Raw genomic sequence first — 23,584 nt, 5'->3', positions numbered from 1 at the left:
GTGACTGTTACTGAGGGTTAATGCGTGATGTCGTCGGAGACACACGTCCTCGTCTCGATGGCGAGGGGAATATCTGCATCTCTGGATACCTTGTTGATGATCATGCGTATCTTCCGTACCTACGCCCGTGTCTACGCCAATGACCTGGATGCGGTGCTGGCACCGCTCACCACGGTTACGGGTGAGCCGATCAGCACCCGCTTCACGATGCCGAACGGTTTGGAGTTGGCCACGGTCGGCCGCGTTTTGGTGGTGGCGGGCAATGAGCGAGTACTAGAGCCCTACAAGGCGACAGCGGCCACGCTCATCATCGATGACCTCGACGAGTGCCATGCGCTGCTCACACGGACCGGAGCGCAGACCGTGCGCGGTCCGCAGGCCGTTCCCACTGGCAGGAACCTGACTGCCAAGCTGCCAGGTGGCGTCCAGATCGAATACGTGGAATGGGACGACGCCCAGTGGGGACGTGCCGGAGGCCGACCAGCCTAGGGACTCTCCTTCCTGAGCCCGGTGCCGGCGAGGCATCCGTCGACGAGAGCGGGCCTGTACTGGATCTGCCGGAGCCCTTGTCGAAAGGTGAGCATCAGGTGCGCGGGGTCGGTGAAGGCCGGTGTTGGCCTGGCAGCGGCGTCGGAGCAGGGACCAGATGCCTTCGACTGGGTTAAGTTGCGGCGCGTAGGGCGGCAGGTAGTGGACGGTGATCCAGTCCTGGGCGTCGGTCACGTAAGCGGCGGTCGCGGTGGACGTTGTGGTTGTCCCATAACAGTACGAGGGGACGGCCAAGTTGCTGGTGGGCCGAGATGAGCAGGTCGCGGTAGTCGTTCCGAGCAAGCGCGGCGCCCGCCCGCCTTGTGGCCCGGGTGGACGATCGGCCGGTAGATCAAACGGGAGCGTTCGCCGTGCTTGTAGCAGGTCAGGGCTGCGATGGAGATGCGGCGCTGAGAGCGGGCGCGAACCCGGAGGAGCGGGGTGTTGACGTGGCGGGATCATGTGCTCGCGGTGGGCGGCGCCCCCGCGGCCGGCTCACCCCGGCAGCCCGGACCCGGTTGCGCAACGTCTCCGGGTTGATCCCCAGATCAGCGGCGACCGACCTGATCGTCGCCTCCGGCCGCGACTCGTACAACGCGACCGCGTCCGCCTTGAACTGCGGCGGATAGTGCTTCATGACCACGGGACATCCGTTCTCCTGGACTCAAGATCCAGTTTCTCGGGTGTCCAAGCCCCGGGGTCAAGGCCCATCCCAAGGTTTCATCCCCAAGGGCTGGGCGCCAGACCGCCGACAGCGGCACTTCCTGGAGATCACTGACCCGTCACACTTTGCCGAACGCGACGAGGGCGGACTGTGAAGGCGATAACTCAACCAGAGTCCTTCATCCGGTGAGGGGCCGGGTGAACGGGGGTGCGGGGCGCGGCCGGGTGGGGCGCTGTCTATTGCCGCGGTCGTCCGCCGGAGGAAGGCTGTGTGGCCAGGCGGGACAGCAGTTCGTCGAGCAGGGCACGCTCACCGGGCGAAAGCAGGGTCTGCGCATCATCGAGGACCGCCGCCAGGGCCGTCGCTCGGGCGGCGGGCTCTGCAGCGTTGGGTGGCACGTCGGCGACTATGGCCGCGATCACCGACTCTCGTAGCCGCACGGAAAGGATGGGTTCACGGGCCTCGGCGGGGGCGGCCAGCAGCGACAGCGTGGCGCCCCGTGCGGCCGCATGCATCATCTCCGCCGCCAGGGCCACAGGCACGCTGAGCCTTCCTGTCTCCGCAATGCGCTGGACCAGTCCGCGCAGGACGCTCAGAGCGGCTTCCGCAGCGGGGATCGGCGCTTCTGGCCAGGGCTCGCCGAACATGATCAGGTAGTGCCCTGGGTTTTCAAGACCGAATCCCAGATGCAGGTCCCACCCCGCACGCAGATCATCGACAGGGTCCGCGTGCCGTCTCAGCTCCGACTTGCCGGCCAGATAGCGCTCGAAGCCCTCGGCTGCGACAGCTTGCAGGAGGCCGTTCATGTCGTTGAACAACCGGTACAGAGTCGGCGCCTGAATACCGGAACCGGCGCAGACGGCGCGTGTGGTGACTGCTGTCCGTCCGCCCTCGGCGAGCAGCCGCGACGCCGCTTCGATCACGCGCCGCTTGGTCTCGTCTCTCGCAGGCATCTATCAACGCTAACACAAAATCGTTACCTGCGCCGTCAGTCCCGGCGGGCCCGGCGGCGGTGTTAGCGGCGCTTGCCAAAATTTGGTAGCGCCATTTGACATTCCCGCTCGCTAACATGACAGTGGTAGCACCGATAACAAGGAGTGGTCATGAGCAATGTCTCTCAGCGCGTCGCGATCGTCACGGGTGGTTCCGGCGGCATCGGCTCCACAGCCGCCCGGCGTCTGGCCGCCGACGGATTCGCGGTCGTCGTGCACTACGCGGGCAAGCCCGCTCCGGCCGAGGAAACCGTGAAGAAGATCCGCGCAACGGGTGGTCTCGCCACGGCCTTCCAGGCGGACGTCGCCGAAGAGTCCGAGGCCAGGGCTCTTTTCCAGCACGCCGAGGACGAGTACGGCCACGTCGACGTGGTCGTGCACACGGCGGGCATCATGCCGCTCGCGCCGATCACCGCAATGGACCTCGAGACCTTCGACCGGGTCGTGCGGACCAACCTGCGCGGGACCTTCGTGGTCGACCGGCTCGCCGCCCAGCACGTCCGCGCCGGCGGCGCGATCATCAACTTCTCCACGTCCGTGACCAGGCTCCAGATCCCCGCCTACGGCGCTTACGCCGCCTCCAAGGGCGGTGTCGAAGCACTGACCCTGATCCTCGCCCGCGAACTGCGCGGCCGCGACATCACGGTCAACGCCGTCGCGCCCGGCCCGACCGCTACGCCCCTGTTCTTCGAAGGCAAGAGCCAGGAAGCCATCGACAACCTCGCCATGGCCAATCCGATGGAGCGCCTTGGCACGGCGAAGGACGTCTCCGAAGTCGTCGCGTTCCTCGCCGGTCCCGGCCGTTGGGTCAACGGCCAGGTCGTATACACCAACGGCGGCATGGCCTGACGCTCCACCCGGTCACCGCGGCGGCAGGCCACCACCCCGCCGCCCTCACCCACGCTTCCCAGCAGAAAGGACCAGTGTCATGTCCGTCATCCTGGTCACTGGTGCCGCCACAGGCATCGGCAATCTCACTGCCAGGGCCCTCGCCAAGGCCGGTCACACCGTCTATGCCAGCATGCGCAGCACCCAGGGCTCCAACCAGCGATATGCCCGCGAACTTCTCGACATCGCCGCACGGGACAGACAGGACTTGAAGGTCATCGAGCTGGACGTGGTGTCCCAGCAGTCCGCCGACGCCGCCGTCCAGCGCATCATCGAGGAGTCCGGCCGGCTCGATGTCGTCGTCCACAACGCCGGCCACCTGTACGTCGGCTACCTCGAGGCCTTCTCGCCCGAGGACATCGCCCACCTGCTCGATGTCAACCTTCTCGGAGCACACCGCGTCAACCGCGCCGCCCTTCCGCACATGCGCCACCGGGGTACCGGAACGCTTGTATGGGTCGGCAGCACCATCCCCGTCACCACCCCGCCTTTCCTCGGCCCCTACACCGCCTCCAAGGCGGCGATGGACTCCCTGGCCATCAGCTACGCCTACGAGCTGAATGCGTTCGGCATCGAGACGACCGTCGTGATGCCCGGCGCCTTCACCCAGGGAACCCAGCACTTCGCGAACGCCACCCAGGCCAGCGACACCCACCGCGCAGCCGAGTACACCAGGCTCGACCCCCTCGTCCAGCGCAACCACGAGGCACACGGCACGCTCTTCCCCGACGGGGCGTAGAACGCGCACCCCTCCGCGGTGGCCGACGAGATAGTGCGCGTCCTGGCCCTGCCCCGGGGCGCCAAGCCCCTGCGCACCGTCATCGACTTCACCGAAGCCGGTGTGGAGGAGGTCAATGCCGTCGCGCAGACCACCAGGGAGACGTTCGTGAACCGGATGGGCTTCGGCGAACTGCTGCGCGTTCACCTGTGACTGACCGGCGATGAATCGCCCCTGAGGGGCAGAGCCCAATTGCACTGCGGACCCGTCCCAGGTCTGCCGTCGGCACGCTCCTCGCAAACCGCTCGCCGCTGCGCTTCCCTCCAGAACCGCAGCGGCGAGCCGCCCTCTTGCCTCAGTGGCCACCCGGCAGTGCTCCCACGGAGTTGGCGGACCGGAACACCCCGTCACGCCTGCACACATACGACAGGGAAATACCTCATGTCTGATCAGCACGCGGCCCGTCACTGGATCGACGGCCAGTGGCTCACCTCCTCTACACAGCGGCCCAGTTTCAACCCGGCCACGGGTGAAGAGATCGGCACGTTCCACGACGGCGGGGCCGAGGCCGCACAGACCGCGATCGACGCCGCAACACGCACCTTCCAGGCAAGTTCGTGGCGATGGGACCCCATGGCCCGCGCTACGGCCCTGAGCCACCTGGCCGACGCGTTCGACGCACGGCTGAACGACCTCATCGACACTCTCTGCCGGGAAAACGGCAAGCTCCGCCAGGAGGCGGTCTACGAAGTGCAGCACATCGTGCGCGCGCTGCGTTTCGCCGCCGGACTCGCGGTTCAGAACTTCGGCCGTGTGGCGGACCCCCGGCCAGGTCTGCAGTCCCTGGCCATCCGGCAACCCGTGGGAGTGGCCGGCGTGATCACCCCATGGAACTCACCCGCCTACCTCAGCATCCGTGCGCTGTCCCCCGCCCTGGCCGCCGGGTGCACGGCGGTGGTCAAGATGCCGGCTCAGGCGGCGCAGACCGCAGCTCTGGTCGCCGACATCCTTGCCGGCGTTCCCCAGTTGCCCCGCGCAGTGGTCAACATCTTCATCGAATCGGGCTCGGAGGGCGCCCGTCTGCTGGTGGACTCACCCGTCGTGCCGGTCATCAGTTTCACCGGCAGTACCCAGACGGGGCGGCACATCGCACAGGCCGCCGCCGCTCGCCTGAAACGTGTGGGACTGAAACTGGGCGGCAAGACCCCGCATCTCGTCTTCGACGACGCGGATCTGACCGCGGCCCTCCCTGTCATCGTACGTTCGTCGACAGTGTTCGCCGGGCAGTTCTGCATGACCGGTAGCCGGATCCTCGTGCATCGAGACCTCAGCGAGGAACTCGTCACCCGGCTCGCCAAACGGCTGGAAGGACTCCGCCCGGGACCGGCCTCCGACCCGAACAGCGAAATCGGCCCCATGATCGACAAGGCGTCCGTGACCCGCGTCAACGCCTTGGTCGAGGAGGCCATCAGCGCGGGAGCCGAGGTCATCGTGCGCGGCGGCCCCTCGCCCCTCCCGGAGCTGGCAGCCGGCGCCTTCTACCACCCCACGCTCCTGGCGGTGCAGGACTCCTCCCTGCCGATCGTCCAGCAGGAGACCTTCGGCCCCGTTCAGACCGTGCAGGTCTTCGACACCGAAGAAGAAGCCATCGCGCTGGCCAACGCCACCGAGTACGGGCTCAGCGCCTGCATCTGGTCCCGCGACGCGGACCGGCCGATGCGCGTCGCACGTCACCTGGAAGCGGGTCTCATCTCCATCAACAGCTGGGCGAATCTCGCCATCGAGTTCGAGGAAGGCGGCTTCAGATCCAGCGGACTCGGACGCCTGGGCGGTCTCGCCAGCCTCGACGACTTCACCGAATACAAACAGATCAGCCAGAACTACGCCCGACCTTGACCGAGGGGCCACATTTGCTGTACTCCAAGGCGCGACACCTCGAAAAGCGGTACTTTCAGGCCCTCAGCTGGCGTTGGACCTGGACATGCAGCTGGGCCGGCACGCCGACCTCGTGCCCGAACTGTGGCGGCTGACCCGTGAGAATCCCCTCTACGAAGGCCTGGCGGCGAAACTCATGCTGGCGCTGTTCCGCTCCGGACGCCAGTCCGACGGGTTGAACGCGTTCCATCAGATCCGGGCTGCGCTGCTCGAGGCACTGGCCACAGAACCGGGCACGGAACTGCAGCAGGTACAGCAACAGATCCTGGCCTCCGAGGACGCACGGCTCACCGGGCCGGGACCGGCGGACGCCCGGCCCGTCACCCTGATCGCCGCCCCGTCACTGCCACCTCCGGCCCAACTCCCCGCCGTGCTACCCGACTTCCTCCCGCACCCGTCCGCCGGGCTGCGGTCGCCCGTGGACGGTCCCGCGAACATGCTCTCCAACCCCACAGCTCCGCCACGGGAGACGCTCACGGTGATCAGCGGCAGCGGCAGCGGCGGTGTCGGCAAGACGTGCCTGGCGGTGCACTTGGCGTACGCCTGCCGCAAGGAATACACCCGTGGCCAGCTCTACGCCTCCCTGGGCGGCAGCAGCAACCGCCCCGTCCGGCCGTCCAACCTGCTGACACGATGCGGAACTCGAGGGCCTTTACCGCTCGGTGGTGGCTGACAGCAAGCTGCTGGTCGTCCTGGACGACGCGCACAGTACCGCGCAGGTGCGCCCGCTCATCCCCGGCGGCATACACAGCAGAGTGCTCATCACCAGCCTGGACCGACTCGCGGACCTGCAAGGCGCGCGGGCCGTCGTTCTCGGGTGCATGAACGAGGACAGCTCCCTGCGGCTACTGTCCACCATCATCGGCCGGGCACGTGTCGACGCGGAGCTCGCGGCCGCGCGGCAGATTATTCGAATATGCAATGGTCTGTCCCTGGCTCTGCGGATCGTCGCCATCAGACTGCTCGGTCGGCCGCACCGTCCCCTCGCCTGCATGGCCGACCGGTTGGCGAGAGCCGACCGGCTGCTGGACGAACTCACCGTCGGCGACCTGTCGGTACGCGGCTGCTTCGACGCCGGCTACCAGGCTCTCGGCCCCGCGCCTAGGCATGGCATGGCATCCACGCGAAGATGGCACTACAGATCCTTGGCACACTCGAAACGGGCATCCTCAGCACCGCTGTGCTGGTCGAGCGGCTCAGATGCTCCTCCATCGAGGCCGAGGACGTCCTAGACCGCTTGGTGGACGCCAACCTCCTCCAATAGGGCCGGGTCCCTGCTGGGTGCCGGCTTGTGTGCCGCCGAATCTGCAGCGGATGCCGGTCCTGACCGGGGTGGACAGCGTTCTGCGGGTGTATGGAACCTTCGCCGGGGCCGAGGTCCGGTGCTCACGTTGGTCCGAGGATGAGGTCCGGGCTGGACCGGCTTCCGGGGCGGCGGGGTGCCCAACCTCACCGACGCCGGCCTGCGGCTCCTCGACGGGCATGGTCTGCTGAGCCGGCGTGCTCGTGGAAGCGGAGCAGCGGACTCCTGCGGCCTCGTTCACCTGGGGTTGGGCGAGGCCGGGCCGTGGCGTTCGCTCCTGATCGCTGGTGAGGACGGCAGGGGCGGTGCGGTCAGGATTCGCGGGTTTTGAAGGCGAGGATGCTCTGTGCGGTCGCGAGCAGGGCCTGCTCCGGCGAACGCGGCGCCCATCCGAGCACGCGCTGCGCCTTGGCGCTCGTCGCGTCGCGTGGGGTGCCGAGCATCGACAGGCTCAGGCGGACGTTGTCGTCGAACACGGAGGCGATTCGCACGATCCAGTCGGGGATGGTCCTGGTGGGGACCTTGCGCGCTGCCTCCCCGAGCCCGTCCCGCAGCGTCCGCGCCATCTCGGGGAGGGTCATCAGCTTGGCAGTTGCGATGAAGCGTTCGCCTGCGGCGGCGGGGTGCGTCATCGCGCGCACGTGGAGATCGGCGACATCGCGGGCATCGACGATCCCGACCGTGGCTCGCGGCAGCACAGGGATACCTCCGTCGAGCAGGAGCGCGATCGTCCCCACGGAGGTGCCGTAGTCGCTACTGAGTACCGGCCCGAGTATGCCGACCGGGTTCACCACCGCCAGCTCGAGGCCCGCACGGTCCGCGAAGTCCCACGCGGCGCGCTCGGCGAGCGTCTTGGACTTGGCGTACGCGGTCACGCCGTGGCCGGTGAGGTCGGTCCAGATCGTCTCGTCGTAGGGCGTGGTCGTCGGCGCGTGCCCGTAGTCGATCGCTGCCAACGACGAGGTCGACACGACCCGCTTGACGCCGCCGCGCAGTGCGGCACGAAGCACGCGCAACGTGCCCTCGCGGGCCGGCACGATCAGGTCGCTCTCGTCGGCGGGCGGTGTGGCGGGAAAGGGCGAGGCGACATGCAGTACGTAATCGCAGCCGGCGACAGCGGCGTCCCATCCGTCGTCCGTGGTGAGATCCGCCCGCACAGCCTCGACGTCGGTTGCGGCCGTGCTGCCGCCCGCGGCGATCATCGAGCGGACGCGGTCGGCGCCGCGTTCGGAGCGCACGGTGGTGCGCACCTGGAAGCCCTCCTCCAGCAGGCGCAGGATGCAGTGCGCGGCGAGGAAGCCGCTGCCGCCCGTGACGAGCACTCGGGAGTCCGTCATGACCGGTTCCTTTTCTTGTCCGTACCGGTATCGGAAGACCGGCCCCCCGTCCTGATCGCTCCCCACACCGCGGTGAAGCCCGCACGGCAGCGGCTGTCGAACTCTTCGGGCTCGCGCGACACAGCTTCCATGGTCGTGGCCGCCAGGGCACCCACCGTGGCCACGAGGAACTCGAGGGGCTGGTCGGCGAAGGGCCCGCGCGCCTGCGCTTCCGCGAAGAGCGAGTCGGCGCCCCGCATGGTGGCGACACCGTCACGACGGGTCTGATCGGTCAGTTCATGGGAGGCATCGCACAGCATCAGCACCCGCTGCTTGTCGGGATCGGCCGCTCCCCATCGGATCCACCGCCGCCAGCCCTCCCAGGCGCGTTCCCCCAAGGAGCCGTCAGGAATGGGCGGCTCGACCACCGCGGCGGCCAGGTCGCGCTTCAGGCAGAGGTACAGCTCGTTGAGCAGCACCGCCTTCGTCGGAAAGTAGTTGAACAACGAGCCGACCGAGAGTCCCGCCTCTGCCGCGATCGAGGCGGTCGACGCCGCCAGTCCGTCGCGCGCGATCGCCCGTGTCGCAGCCTTCAGTACCGCCGCGCGGCGCTGGTCGCTCAAGGTCCGTGGCATCGACGCCTCCTATAAACGACTGAGTGGTCAGTCATGTATAACATTCGCAGCGGCGAGCCGGTACCCCAGAGGGTCAGAAAACAGCACCCGCACCACATGGCGACCTTGGGATGCCCGATGCCAGGCAGAGTGCTCGCGGCGGCGCGGGACGGCACTCATGAGCAGCCACTTTGTGGTCGGCGGTGCGACGGCCACGAGCTGCCGTAGATGAAGCGTCCGGCCCGAGCAGCTCTGGACCGGGCCGCCTCACAGCGACGGTCAGCACCACGGCGGTCGCCGTTCTGCTTGCGTGCGGTGAAGGGGTGGCGACTGGCGGTGCCAGGCCGGGTCGATTGGAGGCCGTGGCCACGGCGCCCGAGAGCTGGTTCCGTATGTCTCGCGAGAGTTGCACCGACCCGGTGAACGGGAGGAAGCCGTGAACGGCTCAGCTGGGTCAAGGGCGTCGGGCAGGCCGGCACGTTCACCGTCACCCCGCCGTCCGGGGACCACAACGCCATCGAGTGGTCGGACGACGGCGACACCTGGACGTCCATCCCGACCGGGGGCACCACGAGTCCGCGCACGTTCACTGTGACGCCGAAGCAGGCAGGCACGCAGAGCGTGGAAGTACGCACCAGCGACAGGGCTGACAACAAGTCCGACACCGTCGAGTACACCTTCCATGTCGGGCCGGGCGGTGTCACCCGCCCCGACGACGGCACCAGCACCGCGGCCCGGCTGCCCCTGGCGGCCGAGGCGGACAGCGCTGCCTACAACGCCGTGACCTTCTCCTGGCGCCGCGGCACGGCCGCCGAGTGGACTGCCATCCCGGCCTCCGACGTGCTGCGGGACGGCAGCGCTCTCTCCAGCTGGCCGGTCGCGCTGAGCAGCGGCAAGTCCCCAGCGCTGACGTGGAACACGACCGACACCGTCGATCCCGACGGAGCGGTTCAGTTGCGCGCCGACTTCACCGGCAGCGGAGGAGCTACCGCCTCCAGCGATCTCATCGAGATCGTGGTCGACCACAACGCCGACTACGCCGACAGCGAGGAGGTCGGTCCCGGGTCACTGAACCTGCTCACCGGCGACTTCTCGCTGTCGGGCACCGACGCCAGCGCTTTCGGTATGTCCATCACTCGCACTGCGTCCTCACGCAGCCCGCAGGCAGGGGGACAGCAGGAGGGCCGGGCTGCGATCTTCGGTGACGAGTGGCTGGCCGGCACCGCCGCCGAGAGCGTGGCCTCCGACTACACCCACATCGCGAAGACCTCCGCGACCTCGCTGGACGTCGTCAAGGCCGACGGCAGCACTGTCAGCTTCACTGCAAAGGCTTCCGGCGCCTGGACACCGCAGACAGGGGCGGAGACCCTCACCCTCCAAGGCGCTTTCGTCTCCGGTGACTTCACCCTCACCGATACCGATGGCGCCGTCATCACCTTCGCCAAGGCCACCAGCAGCGCGGTGAACTGGACGGTCACCAGCGCCCTCGCGGACGGTCTGGCCAACTCCACCACCGCCGTCATCAGTGAGGCGGCCGGCAGCAGCACAGTGACCCGGCCCAAGCAGATCATCGCCGCGACGACCGCCACCACCATCGCGGCCTGCACCGCAACGCCGGCCACCAAGGGCTGCCGGGTGCTCGACTTCGTCTACGCCACCTCCACCACCGCCACCGCATCGGCGGTCGGCGACTACACCGGGCAGGTGTCATCGCTGCGCCTGTGGGCCACCGCGCCCGGTGCCAGTGCCGCCACCGCCACGACCGTCGCTCGCTACGCCTACGACAGTGACGGCAGGCTGCGCGAGGCGTGGGACCCCCGGATCAGCCCGGCGCTGAAAACCGCCTACGCCTACGACAGCGCGGGCCGCGTCACCTCTGTCACCCCGCCGGGGCAGCTGCCCTACACCTTCTCCTACGGCAACGCCGCCTCCACCCCGTCGGCGGGGGAGGGCATGCTGCTGAGCGTCTCCCGCGCCACTCTCACCCCCGGCAGTGCCTCGCAGACCAACGGCACCGCCACCACCAGCATCGTCTACGACGTGCCCCTCACCGGCGCCTCCGCGCCCGTGGACCTCGCCTCGGCGACCGTGTCCGCGTGGGGCCAGAGCGACCTGCCCACCGACGGCACCGCCATCTACCCCGCCGACCAGGTCCCCTCCAGCCACGACGGCACGACGCTGGCCGCCAACGCCTACAGCCGCGCCAACGTGTACTACCTCAATGCCTCCGGCCACGAGGTCAACTCCGCCGCACCCGGCGGGCGCCTCGCCGTCACCGAGTACGACCGGTTCGGCAACACCGTGCGGACCCTGTCCGCCGGCAACCGCGAACTCGCCCTCGGCGCCACCGCGGCGACGAAAACGACCCTCACCACGCTGGGCATCATCGCCCTGCCCTCAGCTGAACGCGCCCAACTGCTGTCCGAGACCTCCGTCTTCAACGCCGACGGCACCCTGGAGACCGACGCCTACGGCCCGCTGCACGCCATCACCCTGGAGCGTGATCTCACCAGCGGAACCACCACCTATGCGGCCGCAGGATCCCAGATGGTCGCCCGCTCGCACACCGCCAACTCCTACGACGACGGGCGGCCCACCAACGGCACCGCGGTCGTGAGCCACCAGCTCACGAAGAAGACCGTCAGCGCCCAGCTCCGCAGCTGGCCGACCCAGGCCGCCGACGCGCGCACCACCACCGGCTACGACTGGACCAAGGGCCTGGCCACCTCCACCGTCCAGGACCCCGGCGGCCTGGCCATCACCTCCACCACCGCCTACGACAGCCAGGGCCGCGTCACCAAGAGCACCCTGCCCGCCTCCTCCGGCTCCGACGCCGGAACCACCACCAGCACCTACTACACCCCCGACGGCACCGGCACCTGCGCACAGCGCCCCGAATGGGCCGACTCCCCGTGCCAGACCAGCTCCGCCGCAGCCGTCACCGGCGGCGGCAGCAACCCGACGGCACGCCCCGTCACGACCACTCAATACGGCCTGTACGGCCAGCCCACCGTCACCACCGTCACCGCCGGGACGACGACACGCACCACGACGATCGGCTACGACACGGCAGGCCGGCAGACCATCCGCACCATCACAGGCGGCCTCGGGGCCGCGGTCCCGGTGGCGACCACCGCCTACGACCTGCCCCTGACCCAGACCACCAACGCCGGCAAGATCACCAAGAGCTACGACCAGCTCGGCCGGGAGATCAGCTACACCGACGCCGACAGCGCCACCACGACCACCCGCTACGACCAGCTCGACCGCCCCACCACCCTCACCGACAGTGCGCCGTCCACCACCACCTACGGCTACGACCCGGCCATCGACCCCCGCGGCAACCCCACGTCCGTCACGGACTCCGTCGCCGGCACCTTCGCCGCCCGCTACAACGCGGACGGCGACCTCACCAGCCAGAGTCTGCCCGGCGGCTACACCCTCACCCAGCAGTATGACCCCACCGGCTCCGCGGTCACGCGCACCTACACCCGGGACAGCGACGCCACCGTCGTCCTGTCCGACACCGTCACCACCACCGTCCACGACCAGCAGGCCACCCATGCCGGCACCCCCGGTGTCACCGCGGCCCAGGCCTACTCCTACGACAAGGCCGGACGCCTCACCGGGGTCCAGGACACCACCCCGGACGCCGTCTGCACCACCCGGACCTACACCTTCGACGCCAACTCCAACCGCACCAAGCTTGCCACCGCCGCCGCGGCGGTCAACGCCGACTGCACCACCAGCGGCGCTTCCACCAGCACCTACACCTACGACAGCGCCGACCGGCTCGTGAACACCGGCTACGTGTACGACGCCTTCGGACGTACCACCGCCACCCCCGCCAACACTCTCGCCTACTACGCCAACGACCTCGTCCAGCAGCAGAGCACCACCACCCAGCGCCAGACCTGGACCCTGGACCCCGCCGAGCGGCCGCGCGCCTACACCGCCGAAACCAACACCGCCGGGACCTGGGCCACCCAGTCCACCCGCACCAACCACTACTCCTCCGACGGCGACAGCCCTCGCTGGATCACCGAGGACGCCAGCGGCGCCCTCACCCGCAACGTCATCGGCCTCGACAGCCAGCTCGTTGCCACCACCAAGACGAGCGGCCTCGTACTGCTCCTGAGCAACCTGCACGGCGACATCAGCCTGCGCCTGCCTGCAGACACCGCCGTCGCCCCGGCTGTCCTGGACACCGACGAGTACGGAAACCACCGCACGACCGCCACCGCAGCCACCCGCTACGCCTGGCACGGAGCACAGCAACGCTCCAGCGACGCCCTCTCCGGGCTCGTCCTCATGGGCGTACGCCTCTACGACCCCTCCACCGGACGCTTCCTGTCCACCGACCCGGTCGTCGGTGGCAGCTGCAACGCCTACGACTACGCCTGCGCTGACCCGCAGAACGCCAGCGACCTCACCGGCACCACCATCAAGAGCCGCAGCCAAAAGCACTGCACGAAATACTCGTGCGTCGGCATCAAACGCTCGTGCGACAGTAAGACCCGCTGCGTGGAAGCGGTTCACCAGCGCGTCTCCCCGGCGAAATACTTCGCCGCCTTCCGCAGGATCTCGCGCTCTTCCTCCAGCTCACGGACCTTCTTCCGCAGAGCGGCGTTCTCCGCCTCCAACGGCGTCGACGGCTCGGCCGGCACCTCCGCCCGGCGCCCCCGGGGCCGGCTCGCCCCGGCCGCCCGAACCCAGTTCCGCTGGGTCTCGGGGTTGATCCCCAGATCGGCGGCGACCTGCCTGATCGTCGCCTCGGGCCGCGACTGGTACAGCGCGACCGCGTCCGCCTTGAACTGCGGCGGATAGTTCTTCATGACCACGAGATGTCCGTTCTCAGATCCTCAGGATCCAGTGTCTCGTGTGTCCAAGATCAAGGGTCAAGGCCCATAGCCAACGCCCCCGAGGATCTACCCACCCTGCTGAACCGCATCGCCAGCCTGATCGCAATAGGCCTGACCCATGAGCGGACCCAGTGGGCTGCTCGAGGGATCGGGATCTTGCTGGCCGTCTACAACCAGGGCAACGAACTCCCCTCAAACCACTCTGCAGCCTTGACCAGCCCGCAAGTCTGGCTGGCAGTGCTGGACCGCGCCTACGGTCTCGGCGGTCTCGCGGTACGTCTGAAGGAGTGGCCCACGATCCGCCTCCTTGCATATCAGCGTGGCACGGACCATGGGTTCAGTTGGCATGGCAGCTGGCTGCGACACGGCCTGACGAACGCCGCTCGGGCAGGCATGCTCAATTCCGAGGGAACCCACAGCTCAGGATTGATCGCCGGAGCGCACAATGTGGTGCGCGAAGTCCCCGCTCTGCACCCGGGCACATCAGCCGACGACGACACCGTCCTCAACAGTCTGTGCCAGTTCGACGCCCTCGGCGCGCTCGTCGTCATGGGCGAGACCGGTATCACCGACTCCCGGAACTTCTACACCAACTTCGCGCGCTACTACACGCAACGGACCGAGCCCGCCCTGGTGGCCATCACCCGCGACGACGCCATGCGGGAGGCGCTCTTCGCAGGCGACGCCGGCCTCCTGCGGAAAAGCCTCCGTGCACTGGTCCACATCGCTGACAAAGAATCCTTCGCCTACAGCGGCTGGGAAGGCATAAGCGACCCCCGCCTACGGGAAGCGCTCGTTGACTGAGTCAGATCCGCCCACGGCGCCAGCCGACCTGCCCGGTCTACGTCGTTCGCTGACGGTGTTGCGGCCGCGGTGGAGGGTCTCGTAGAGCGCGTGCGCATTGAGCTGAACCCAGAGCGAGCGGGAGAGTCACTGTCGATGGCTCCCGGCCCTCCTCCGTGTCCGCTCGAGGTTTCAGTTCTCCGGTTCTCACGGCACGACGCGGGAGAAGAACTCCTTCGCGGCCTGGGCGTCGAGTTCCCCGTTCGTGGTCGCCGAGCGCCGCAGGGCTTCGCCGGACACCTGGGCAGGGATGCCGAGCTGCTGGTCTGCCTCGCCCATGATCTCGCCGACGTACCACTGGGCCGAGGTCGGGAAGTGCTGGATGAACCAGCTGAGCATCTTCGCCAGAGGCACCGACAGGATGAGGTCGAAGCCCTTGAGCTGACCGCCCCGGCGCTCTTGGGAGCGCAGCGAGGTGGCGAAGTCCTCCAGAACGGCGTGGCGGAGGGTCGGTCCGAGGGCGTCGGTGGGGATGATCTGCCGGAGGCCGTCGGCGACCTCGAAGGCGAGTTGGTCGGCCACCTCCCGCACGCTCGGCTCGTTGCGGTGGCGCAGGACCCACCGTTTGCGGATGCTGGGCCGCTTCCATAGGAGGCTGAAGAAGCTCTCGCTGAAACGGTCACGGATCTGGGCCGCCCCCGGAGCGAGATGGTGCCGGTCTCCGGCCGACATGGCATCGCTGAGCCCCTCGGAGGAGCGGCGCCGGGCTTCAGCCCAGTCTTCGGCTACCGGACGCGACCACTGAGCGCGGCCGCCGACGGTCGCCTGAGGCAGGGGCACGTCGTTTTCGCCTCGGGAAAGGTAACCCCGCAGGGTGGAGGCCGTGATGCCGCCGAGCGCTGCCATCTCGGGCACGCCGAGGAGCCGGTCCCCTGCGAGTTCGGGACTGGCCAGGTCGACGACGCAAGCGTCGAGCGGCAGGGGGTCGTCCTGCTTCTGGTGGTGCTGCGCCCACCGGGTCAGGTTGTCGAGCCAGTCATCCGGTTGTGCGGTGGCCGGATCGAAGGCGGCGACCTTGTGCACGTGCGCGCGGTGGGGGTGGGCTCGGCCGTCGAGCAGGTCGGCGGCGTGGACGGTGACGGTGGCGCGTGCGGTGTTGCGTGCGTAGTCCTCGGTGACCGGGTCCCAGACCTGGCCGGGCCGGTACCAGGCGTCGCCGTCCCACCAATAGCCGCCGGCCCGGAACAGCAGCGGAGCCCCGGCCCAGTAGGCGTGCAGGCTGGCGGTGTCCTCGTCGCGCAGCAGGAGCACGGTGCGGCCGTGGTCGGGGTGGTGGCGCACGGCCCAGCCCAGGTGGTGGGCGATCGGGTCGGTGGTGAAGGCCAGCCATCCTCCTTCACGGGAGGGGTCGCAACGGCCCCACATGCCCTCGCCCTTGTTCCGGCCGACGGCCTCGATGGCGTCCGGGCCATCGTCGAGCGGCAGGTGCGAGTCGTCGACGAACGGCAGACCGGGCACCGGATGGTCCGTGCGCAGGCCGTTGGCGAGCGGACGAATGTCGTAGACCAACGTTGTTCCCCTCCTCAACTCAAGTGCTGTACTTGACTACAGCGCTATTGCTGCCCAGTAGTACACGACTGGAAAGCCGATCGGTACAGCTATTTCGAGACAGGTTCCACAGGGGTGAGTTGGCGAGATAGCCACGCCGGGCAGCACTCCGGCCGGCAGCCGCTGTGCCGCACACACCGCAGCCATGAACAGAGAAAGCGGGGATCTGCGCCTCACGCCCGCGTCATCCTGGTCGTTTGGCCACGAGACGAGGGGAAAGGGACGGCATATGGCAACACGTCATGAGCCCTGGCCGGCAACGGTCGTCACGGCGGTGGCAGGTGTGCTCGGCGACACCGCTCACGGCTTGACCGGACGGGAGATCGGGCAGCTGCTGGCCGCCGTGAAGGTGCCGGACGCCGACGGCGGCAACAAGCGGGACCGGCTGGCCGCAGCGCTGCTGGCGCAGCAGGCGCGCCAGGGGGTGTCGAATTGCGTGATCGCGTTCATCAAAGAGGCGATGGTCCCAGTGCGTTACGTCCAGCAACCGCACACGTTCTCACCCGGCAGGACGACCTCAACGAGGTCCTCGTCCACGTCGGGCTGCGGGTCAACGACCGGGAACAGGTCGCCAGGGGGCCGGCGGCCGCCACGTTGAACGAGGCCGCACGCCATGCCAGTTCCCTGCGGGCCGAGCTGCGCCGCCGCTCTACCCACCCGGAGGTGCTGCGCTACTGCACCCTGGAGATCCTGGCAAAGAACCCCTTCCACGCCAGCCTGGAGGCGGTCAAGTCGGTGGCCGACCGGCTGCGGACCCTCGCCGGCCAGGGCCTGGACGGGGCGCGGCTGGTCGACACGGTACTCATGCCCGGCCAGGGAACGGCCCGTGTAGCCATCAACGCGAACACCACAGGGCCCGAGCTGGATGAGCAGAAGGGGCTGGCGAACCTGGTCAAGGGCCTGTTCAGCATGTACCGCAACCCGGCCGCACATGAGCCGTGCCTTCACCGCACGGTCACCGACGAGGAACTGCTGGAACTGCTCACCACGCTGTCGATGGTGCACCGACGGCTCGACAGCGCGCACGTCATCCCCTGATGCCGTGGTCAGTGCAACGCGTACCTGTGTTGCACTGGGCGCAGCGTTGCCGAACCCTTCCCGCGCAGGCGGGCACGCTCCTGATGGGCCGCCCTTCACTCCCTAGGGCGGTGCGGCCCTATTCGAACAGGGTTCGGGTGCCGACCGCTGGCAGGATGAGCCCGATGGGGCACGCCGAGCCCCATCGGGGGGAGAGAACAAGGACATGCTGAGAGCCGGAACGACCTGCACCGACGCAATCAATTTCCTGGACAACGAGCTTGCGGCCGGGCTGAACGATGTCTCCATCCGGCTGCCTCACATGATGAGGACCGGCGCGGATGCCGAGGCCGAGATGCGGGCCGTGCGCAGGCGGTACGACGAGTGGACCTGGAAGGCCGCCGAGGAGCTCGACCGGCGGTTCAGCGACCGGGAGATCGCGGGACAGCTCCGTGCGGGCCGCTACCGGGCGATCCTCACCGCTCCGCTGGACGAGGCCCTGCTGATGATGTACGTGGAAATCGCCGAGCTCCAGGACTACTTCAGATCCGTGGCCAACCGGGTCCGTGCCCTGCAGGAGCGGTACGGACGCGTCGGCGCGGTCCGGTACGCGGTGCTGGACACGAACACCACGCTGCACTTCACGCGGTTCGACAAGGTCCCCTGGCACAAGGTGTTCGGGAAGGGCACCGCGGTCATGGTGCCGCACGTCGTGGTCGACGAGATCGACGCCAAGAGCTACCAGACCGGGGACAAGAAGATCTCCCGGCGGGCGCGTGGCGTGTTCCGGCTGCTGGAAGCGGTGCTGGAAGCAGGGCCCGAGAAGGCGACCGCGGACGACGGGACCCCGGTGTTCATCGCGGCCGATGAGCCCGGGCACGCCCGCCTTGCCGTGCCGGACGACGAGTTGGTGGCCTCGGCGCTGCGTCTGCACCAGGCCGTCGCTCCCGCGGAGGTGGTCGTCGTCAGCCGCGACATCGGCGTACGGACCCGCGCCCGCGCCTGGGGGCTGCCTGCACGGCCCCTGCCCGACACGTACCTGATCGAGGGCGGCGAGCTTCGCCGGCAGGAACTGGAACAGGCGGCTGCCGAGCTCGTGCCGGGCGGGGGCGTGTCAAAGCAGCCCGACCCGAAGGAATCCGCCGCGTCCTCCCTCAGCTCGGCGGCACGTCAGGCGGGGAGCGGCTCGTGAACGAACGGGACGGGCGGGGCCGCCAGGAACGTGCGGACGCGGTGGACCGCGAGATGGCCGCTCGCCTGCTGCCCGGTTCCGTTGTACGGGCGCTGGGCCGCTGGTGGGAGGTGAACGCGTCGGCTTACGCGGACGGGACACCCGGCGCGCATTTCGTCCGCTACACGCCCGGCCGGTGGGCGCAGATCACTCCGTGGCCCAAGGCGCTGGCGCCTACCTCCGCAGGCGGTGACGCGGCGGTCAGCCGGGCGGAGGTGGCCTCGGCCGTCGCAGACGCGCTGCGGCGTGAGGCCTTCAGGGAGGCCCTGGTCGCGACCTACGTGTGGGGGAAGGGGAAACGCGGCTCCCCCAGCGGCAGCGGCCCCGCCTCCCTGCAAAAGATCCTGGCCGCCGAGAGTCTGGATACCGCACTGGCCCATGCGGTCACCACGTTGAGCGAGCACAGCGCAGAAGCTGCTTACGCGGGGCTTCAGAGCCTCGTTCCCTGGTTCGGTCCGTCGTTCTACACCAAGTTCCTGTACTTCGCCGGCAAGACGGTTCCGTCGGCAACCGGCCCCCAGCCGCTCGTCCTCGACCGGGTTCTGGCCCGGCGTCTGCGGTCCCTGGCCCAGGCGGTCGGCCGGGAGACCGGCCACGACCCCGACGGCTCGATCGCCAACTGGGTCTGGCGGGACAGGAACTGGTCACCGCACCGCTACGCGGTCTACCTCTCCTTCATGCAGGCGGCTGCCAGCCAAGCAGCGGCAGCGGGTACCTGGCCGCCCGACGCTGCGCCCGACCTTATCGAATACGCCCTGTTCAGCGCCTCGTGGACGTGAACCCCTCGCCGCGCCCGGCTTCCGCAGGTCGCTGGCGGGAGCCGGGCCCTGTTCCAGGACGGGTGGTACGCGCTCACCAGCAGGGTGTCGGCGGTGCGCAGCCCGCCGGTGACGGCGGGCAGCACGTCAACGGTGATGTGGGTGAATCCGGCCTCGTTGAGCAGCTTGGTCCACACCTGCTCCTGCAGAACCCAGCGGCGCATTGTGATGGTTTCGCCGTCCGGTGTCTTTGCCGGGATGTCGGCAGCCACGGCATCGGGCTGGGCAGGTGCCCCGTTCAGGTAGTGGGCGAGAGTTGCGAACACCAGTCGTCCGCCCGGCTTGAGGGCGGCTACCGCCGCGGGCAGCAGCTCGCGTGGGTCGGTGAAGTCCACGGCGCCGAAGACGCTGTACAGCACGTCGTACGTGCCGGTCATCGCCTGCAGGTGGGGCACCGCGCCGGACTGCACGATGCGCAGACGCGGGGCGAGGCGTGCGTAGAGGTCGGTTGCCATGGCGTGCTGGGCGGGTGAGGCGTCGATGGCGATGACCTGGGCGGGCTGGTGATGGACCGCCAGGTGTGCTGCGTGCCGGGCTGTTCCGGCGCCGAGGTCGCCCACACTGCGGCCGGTCAGGTCGCCGAGGATTTCGGGGCCAGGCCCGGCGTCCTGGCCCCAACTCCAGTAGAAGGTGTCGGGAACGGCGCGGTCACTGGTGGCGCGGGCGCGACCGTAGTAGTGCCAGAGGTCTGCGGTGCTGGTGGTCACCCGGCCCATCCTGGCGGCCGCGACCGGGCCGCGGGCCGGTTCGCTGGAATCTCACCCGGGCGTGCTCATGCAGTCGTGTCCAGGAACGGGCCATGCCCGGCACCCTACGGCGCGGCACTGACAGCGCCGGCCGGTACGGAGCCGGAGCAGAGGTGTCCCCGGCTTGCCGCCGGTGGTGAGTTTCCACGGTCCGGACGAGGGTGGCGAATCGTCCGCGTTCTTCGTCCGCGACGGCTGGCAGGGCGTGGTGCGCCAGCCCGTTCAACTGCCGCAGTCGGGGCGTCGCCAAGGCCTGGCGGCGCTCTTGCCCGCGCCCCGGGCCGCTGTGGTGGGTGTGCGCCGCCCCGGTGGCATGCCGAGGGTCAGCGGGCGGGGGTCACGGTGATGGGGGTGTTGGGGCACCGGCTGAGCTGGTCGGCGAGGGCCTCGTGTTCGGTGGTGTCGACGGTCAGGCTCCAGCGGGTTTTGTCGGCGATCCAGTCGGTGACGTACTGGCAGTGGTAGCCGGTGGCCGGGGGCAGCCATGTGGCCGGGTCCTGGTCCGCCTTCGACCGGTTCGAGGTCGCCGACACGGCGATCAGCGCTCGCGCGTCCCCGAGGTCGTTGGCGTAAGCCTCGCGTTCGGCCGCGGTCCAGGCGTCGGCGCCGGAGTCCCAGGCCTCGGCGAGCGGAACCAGGTGTTATCCGTACCTCTGGATGGATGCCGCTGACGTCTGTGACGTAGGTGATGCGGGCCGTGTCCTCTCTGTGAGCGGTGCGTTATCCGGTGTAGCGGTGATGTGCCGCTGACAGTGGTGACGGAGGGGCGCGGTGGCCAGTACGCAGCGGGTGGCCATGAGTGAAGGCGTGACGTGGACGGTCCTTGGCGAGGACTTCCGTGTCGCGGAGCCGGTCGAGCAGTACCTGGAGTACCTGAGATCGAGGGACTGCTCGCCCAACACCGTGAAGAGCTATGCCCGGGCGCTCGCGTTGTGGTGGACGTTTCTGGAGCGGCGGGCGCAGGCGTGGGACGCGGTTGGGATCACTGAACTCGGAACGTTCGTAGGTCAGTTGCGCCGCGGAGAGGTAGCCGAAGAGGTGGTGGTGCTTCACGGGCGGACGCGGATGGCTGACGCCACTGTGGCGAACCGGGCCCGCGCAGTCATGGGCTTCTACCACTATCACGCCGCGCGCGGGGTCGAGGTCGCCGGCCGGCTGTACGAGACGGTGCGGGCCAGGCCGGGCGGTTACCTTCCGTTCCTGGAGCACGTGGCGCGCAGGACCGGACGCCGTTCGAGCGTGGTCAAGATCCGTGTACGGACGAAGCCGGTGCCGGTGCTGCTGCCCGCTCAGATGGCGGTGATCCGCGACGCGGAAGCGTCCTGGGACGCAGCGGGCGCAGTCTGGTCGGGCGAGCTGCGGTACCGCTTGCTGTGGACACTGCTGGAGGAGACCGGGCTGCGGCTCGGCGAGGCACTCGGCCTACGGCACTGTGACTGGAAGACCGGCACGGGCACGACCGCACAGGTCGAGGTCGTCCCTCGCGAGGACCACCCGCACGGCCTGCGGGCCAAGAGCGGTCACCGCCGCGTCTTCATCGGCTCCGCCCTGGACCGTCTGTATGGGGACTGGGTCTGGGCGCTGTGCGAGGCAGGCGCCGATGTCGAGCTGGACGACTGGGACAACGCGTACATCTTCTGCAACCTGCGCCGTGGGCCCCGGTTCGCCCCGCTCCGGCCGGAGAGCGTCTACAAGCACCTGGGAGTGCGGAAGAAGGACGTACCCGGGCTGCCGCCACACATGACACCGCACTGGTACCGGCATACGCACGCCACAGCCCTGCTCTTGTCCGGTGTGCCGATGCATGTGGTCAGCCGGCGGCTCGGCCACGCAGATATCCAGACCACCATCAACACCTACGCCCACGTGACCGAGGACGCCGAGCTGCGCGCGTGCGCGGACTGGCAGAAGATCACGCGAACCTGGGGGAGCCGTCATGAAGGCTGAGTCGGCCCTCCATGCCGTGGCCGACGATTTGGCCGTCCCGTCGCCGCGGACTCCGGAGCGCAAGCGGCAGGACAAGCGAGATCCGCGTCTGCCCGTGGCCCGGCTCTTCAGCGAGGAGAAGGCGAGGCGTCTGTGGGACAGCCTGCCGGAGGCGCACCGGCGGGACCACTTCGACTCCGCCAACATGCCCGAGGACTACGGCAGTGCCTTCCGTAAACAGGTCATCGACCGGGAGAAGGGCTGGTTCACCCAGGCGATCAGCTTCCAGGGGCTGCCCGAGCCCATGATCTGGGAGCTGGCCTGGTGTATCCATCAGCAAGTGGCCGAGGGGTACGCCATCACCACCGAGCGGTTCCAGGAACTCAGGCGAGGATTGACTCTTGCGATCGAGCACGGCGGCCCGCAGGCGCGCTCGGCGAGGTCGCTGACAACGCTTTCCCATGAGGAGTGGGCGCGCGAAGTGCAGCGGGCGGTCATGCGGACTGATCCGTCGAGGAACAGGAGGCTCGTCACGCATGTGCTGCACAGCGTCAAGCACCTGCAGGACCGCCTGGCCCACGCCTACCACGACGGCGAGTGGTGGCGGCTGGACGTGTGGAATCCCGGCCTGGACCGGCGCATCCCGCAACGCGAGCACGAGCCCTGGGGCCGGGCCGTCGCCAACTTCAGCCAACTCACGACGGACTGGCTCCGGGAAGCCGCGAAGTGGTGGCTGTCAGTGCAGCTCACCACGGAACGGTACGTGTGGTCGTCGGTCAAGAGCCGCCTCGACCACCTGAAGTGGCTCCAGTGGTACATCGACCAGGCCGGCTGCTCCGGCCCTCAACTCGTCGACTCTCCGGAACAACTCCGGACCTGGCTAAGCGGATTCGTGGACACCCTCAACAACCACACCGCGATGACCGGACCGAACAAGGGCGGCAGGCTCTCGAAGAACGTACGCCGCAGCACATTGGTGACCATCGAGGCGTTCTACCGCTGGATGTACGACAACCGTGCTGAGGCGGTCTCGGTGCTCGCCGGCCGCCTCGCCGAGACCCGCGCCCTGAGCAAGGTCCTCGTCGCCCTGGACCAGGTCAGCGTCCACGAGGACGGACAACTGAGGGCGGTTCGCGGGGCAGGCGCAGCAGACCGCCCTGAGCCGCCGTTCACAGCCCAGCATCAGGAGCCGACCGCATGACGCCGTTGCCCGAACACCTACGCAATGCCACCCACGCCCGCACTCGGGAAGCAGAGAAGCGGGCTCGCGCCGCCCTCGCCGAGCTGGTCAAGGTCGGTAAGCCCATCAGCTTCACCGCCGTGGCCCGCCAGGCCGGAGTGAGCACCGACTTTCTCTACCGGAGCCCGGAACTGCGGATGCAGATCGAGCGACGCCGTGCCAAGGGAGGGTCTGTTCCGGCCGCACCCGCAGATGCGTCGGGTGACTCCTCGACCTCCGCCGCGGTGAGAGCACTGAGTGCCCGCCTCACGCGGCAGCAGGAGACTCACCGTGAGGAGTTGGCGAGCCTTCGCAAGGCCCTCGAAATCGCGCAGGGCGAGAACCTCGACCTGCGTCGGCGGTTGGCGCGCTACGAGGCCGACTGAGGCCGCAGAAAAGGGTGTGTCTCTCGGACC

Annotated in this window: 19 protein-coding genes and 5 pseudogenes; 15 read left to right on the top strand and 9 right to left on the bottom strand. The window is 68.7% G+C overall.

Annotation, left to right across the window (positions count from 1 at the left end):
- Positions 1-27 precede the first annotated feature (27 nt).
- Complete coding sequence (locus QFZ64_RS00245) at positions 28-489, top strand: hypothetical protein (protein ID WP_307061720.1); 462 nt, start codon at positions 28-30, stop codon at positions 487-489.
- On the opposite strand, the pseudogene QFZ64_RS35195 reads toward QFZ64_RS00245, so the two are convergent.
- The 3 genes and pseudogenes from QFZ64_RS35195 to QFZ64_RS00230 form a co-directional block, all read right to left on the bottom strand.
- Positions 486-1,013, bottom strand: a pseudogene (locus QFZ64_RS35195) (transposase); the annotation flags it as partial. The gene QFZ64_RS00245 and the pseudogene QFZ64_RS35195 sit on opposite strands and share 4 nt — an antisense overlap.
- A 23-nt stretch (positions 1,014-1,036) precedes the next feature.
- A pseudogene (locus QFZ64_RS35190) lies at positions 1,037-1,165 on the bottom strand (transposase); the annotation flags it as partial.
- A gap of 263 nt (positions 1,166-1,428) precedes the next feature.
- Entirely contained in the window at positions 1,429-2,145 is a 717-nt protein-coding gene (locus QFZ64_RS00230) for a TetR/AcrR family transcriptional regulator (RefSeq protein ID WP_307061042.1), read from the bottom strand.
- Between the two features lie 150 nt (positions 2,146-2,295).
- Here QFZ64_RS00230 and QFZ64_RS00225 point away from each other — a divergent pair, with 150 nt between their 5' ends.
- From QFZ64_RS00225 to QFZ64_RS00200, 6 genes and pseudogenes are all read left to right on the top strand, one after another.
- A complete protein-coding gene (locus QFZ64_RS00225; RefSeq protein ID WP_307061040.1) occupies positions 2,296-3,033 on the top strand; it encodes an SDR family oxidoreductase in 738 nt (245 codons plus the stop codon).
- Between the two features lie 79 nt (positions 3,034-3,112).
- Complete coding sequence (locus tag QFZ64_RS00220) at positions 3,113-3,811, top strand: SDR family NAD(P)-dependent oxidoreductase (protein WP_307061038.1); 699 nt, start codon at positions 3,113-3,115, stop codon at positions 3,809-3,811.
- 18 nt (positions 3,812-3,829) lie between these two features.
- Positions 3,830-4,003, top strand: a complete 174-nt coding sequence (locus QFZ64_RS00215) for a hypothetical protein (protein WP_307061037.1) — start codon at positions 3,830-3,832, stop codon at positions 4,001-4,003.
- 228 nt (positions 4,004-4,231) lie between these two features.
- Positions 4,232-5,686 carry an aldehyde dehydrogenase family protein gene (locus QFZ64_RS00210; protein WP_307061035.1) on the top strand — a complete coding sequence of 485 codons (1,455 nt, stop codon included), beginning with the start codon at positions 4,232-4,234 and terminating at the stop codon, positions 5,684-5,686.
- 43 nt (positions 5,687-5,729) lie between these two features.
- A pseudogene (locus QFZ64_RS00205) lies at positions 5,730-6,398 on the top strand (BTAD domain-containing putative transcriptional regulator); the annotation flags it as partial.
- On the top strand, positions 6,391-6,957 hold the full coding sequence (locus QFZ64_RS00200; protein ID WP_307061033.1) for a hypothetical protein: 567 nt from the start codon (positions 6,391-6,393) through the stop codon (positions 6,955-6,957). The pseudogene QFZ64_RS00205 and the gene QFZ64_RS00200, both read left to right, overlap by 8 nt.
- A gap of 382 nt (positions 6,958-7,339) precedes the next feature.
- Here the strand turns inward: QFZ64_RS00200 and QFZ64_RS00195 are convergent, their stop codons facing one another.
- On the bottom strand, positions 7,340-8,365 hold the full coding sequence (locus QFZ64_RS00195) for an aldehyde reductase (protein WP_307061031.1): 1,026 nt from the start codon (positions 8,363-8,365) through the stop codon (positions 7,340-7,342).
- Positions 8,362-8,967, bottom strand: a complete 606-nt coding sequence (locus tag QFZ64_RS00190) for a TetR/AcrR family transcriptional regulator (RefSeq protein ID WP_307061029.1) — start codon at positions 8,965-8,967, stop codon at positions 8,362-8,364. The genes QFZ64_RS00195 and QFZ64_RS00190 overlap by 4 nt, the downstream gene beginning before the upstream one ends.
- Before the next feature lie 1,116 nt (positions 8,968-10,083).
- Between QFZ64_RS00190 and QFZ64_RS00185 the strand changes: the two are divergent.
- Positions 10,084-13,383: pseudogene (locus tag QFZ64_RS00185) on the top strand (RHS repeat-associated core domain-containing protein); the annotation flags it as partial.
- 110 nt (positions 13,384-13,493) lie between these two features.
- On the opposite strand, the gene QFZ64_RS35185 reads toward QFZ64_RS00185, so the two are convergent.
- Entirely contained in the window at positions 13,494-13,793 is a 300-nt protein-coding gene (locus QFZ64_RS35185) for a transposase (RefSeq protein ID WP_373430520.1), read from the bottom strand.
- Positions 13,794-13,976: 183 nt separating this feature from the next.
- Between QFZ64_RS35185 and QFZ64_RS00180 the strand changes: the two genes are divergently transcribed.
- Complete coding sequence (locus QFZ64_RS00180; RefSeq protein ID WP_307061025.1) at positions 13,977-14,624, top strand: hypothetical protein; 648 nt, start codon at positions 13,977-13,979, stop codon at positions 14,622-14,624.
- 186 nt (positions 14,625-14,810) lie between these two features.
- Here QFZ64_RS00180 and QFZ64_RS00175 read toward each other — a convergent pair whose 3' ends face one another.
- Positions 14,811-16,172: a hypothetical protein gene (locus QFZ64_RS00175; protein WP_307061023.1), complete on the bottom strand. Its 1,362-nt coding sequence runs from the start codon at positions 16,170-16,172 to the stop codon at positions 14,811-14,813.
- A 471-nt stretch (positions 16,173-16,643) separates the two neighbouring features.
- Here QFZ64_RS00175 and QFZ64_RS00170 point away from each other — a divergent pair, with 471 nt between their 5' ends.
- The 3 genes from QFZ64_RS00170 to QFZ64_RS00160 all read left to right on the top strand — a co-directional run bounded on the left by QFZ64_RS00170 (position 16,644) and on the right by QFZ64_RS00160 (position 19,238).
- Positions 16,644-17,249: a TIGR02391 family protein gene (locus QFZ64_RS00170; RefSeq protein WP_307061020.1), complete on the top strand. Its 606-nt coding sequence runs from the start codon at positions 16,644-16,646 to the stop codon at positions 17,247-17,249.
- A gap of 205 nt (positions 17,250-17,454) precedes the next feature.
- Positions 17,455-18,420, top strand: coding sequence for a PIN domain-containing protein (locus QFZ64_RS00165; RefSeq protein ID WP_307061018.1), 966 nt, complete (start codon positions 17,455-17,457; stop codon positions 18,418-18,420).
- Complete coding sequence (locus QFZ64_RS00160) at positions 18,417-19,238, top strand: hypothetical protein (protein WP_307061015.1); 822 nt, start codon at positions 18,417-18,419, stop codon at positions 19,236-19,238. The genes QFZ64_RS00165 and QFZ64_RS00160 overlap by 4 nt, the downstream gene beginning before the upstream one ends.
- 56 nt (positions 19,239-19,294) lie before the next feature.
- On the opposite strand, the pseudogene QFZ64_RS00155 reads toward QFZ64_RS00160, so the two are convergent.
- Positions 19,295-19,993 (bottom strand): annotated as a pseudogene (locus QFZ64_RS00155) (class I SAM-dependent methyltransferase); the annotation flags it as partial.
- 353 nt (positions 19,994-20,346) lie between these two features.
- Positions 20,347-20,661, bottom strand: a complete 315-nt coding sequence (locus tag QFZ64_RS00150) for an HNH endonuclease family protein (protein ID WP_373430526.1) — start codon at positions 20,659-20,661, stop codon at positions 20,347-20,349.
- Between the two features lie 133 nt (positions 20,662-20,794).
- Between QFZ64_RS00150 and QFZ64_RS00145 the strand changes: the two genes are divergently transcribed.
- The 3 genes from QFZ64_RS00145 to QFZ64_RS00135 are packed head-to-tail and all read left to right on the top strand — an operon-like array spanning position 20,795 to position 23,554.
- Positions 20,795-21,970, top strand: a complete 1,176-nt coding sequence (locus QFZ64_RS00145) for a tyrosine-type recombinase/integrase (RefSeq protein ID WP_307061013.1) — start codon at positions 20,795-20,797, stop codon at positions 21,968-21,970.
- Complete coding sequence (locus tag QFZ64_RS00140) at positions 21,960-23,150, top strand: hypothetical protein (protein ID WP_307061011.1); 1,191 nt, start codon at positions 21,960-21,962, stop codon at positions 23,148-23,150. Before QFZ64_RS00145 ends, QFZ64_RS00140 begins: the two co-directional genes overlap by 11 nt.
- Entirely contained in the window at positions 23,147-23,554 is a 408-nt protein-coding gene (locus QFZ64_RS00135) for a DUF6262 family protein (protein ID WP_307061009.1), read from the top strand. The genes QFZ64_RS00140 and QFZ64_RS00135 overlap by 4 nt, the downstream gene beginning before the upstream one ends.
- Positions 23,555-23,584 lie beyond the last annotated feature (30 nt).

This window comes from Streptomyces sp. B3I8 (genome assembly GCF_030816915.1).
Taxonomy (GTDB): domain Bacteria; phylum Actinomycetota; class Actinomycetes; order Streptomycetales; family Streptomycetaceae; genus Streptomyces.
Note: the sequence above shows the minus strand (reverse complement) of the source record. Positions and strands in the feature narration are given on the sequence as shown.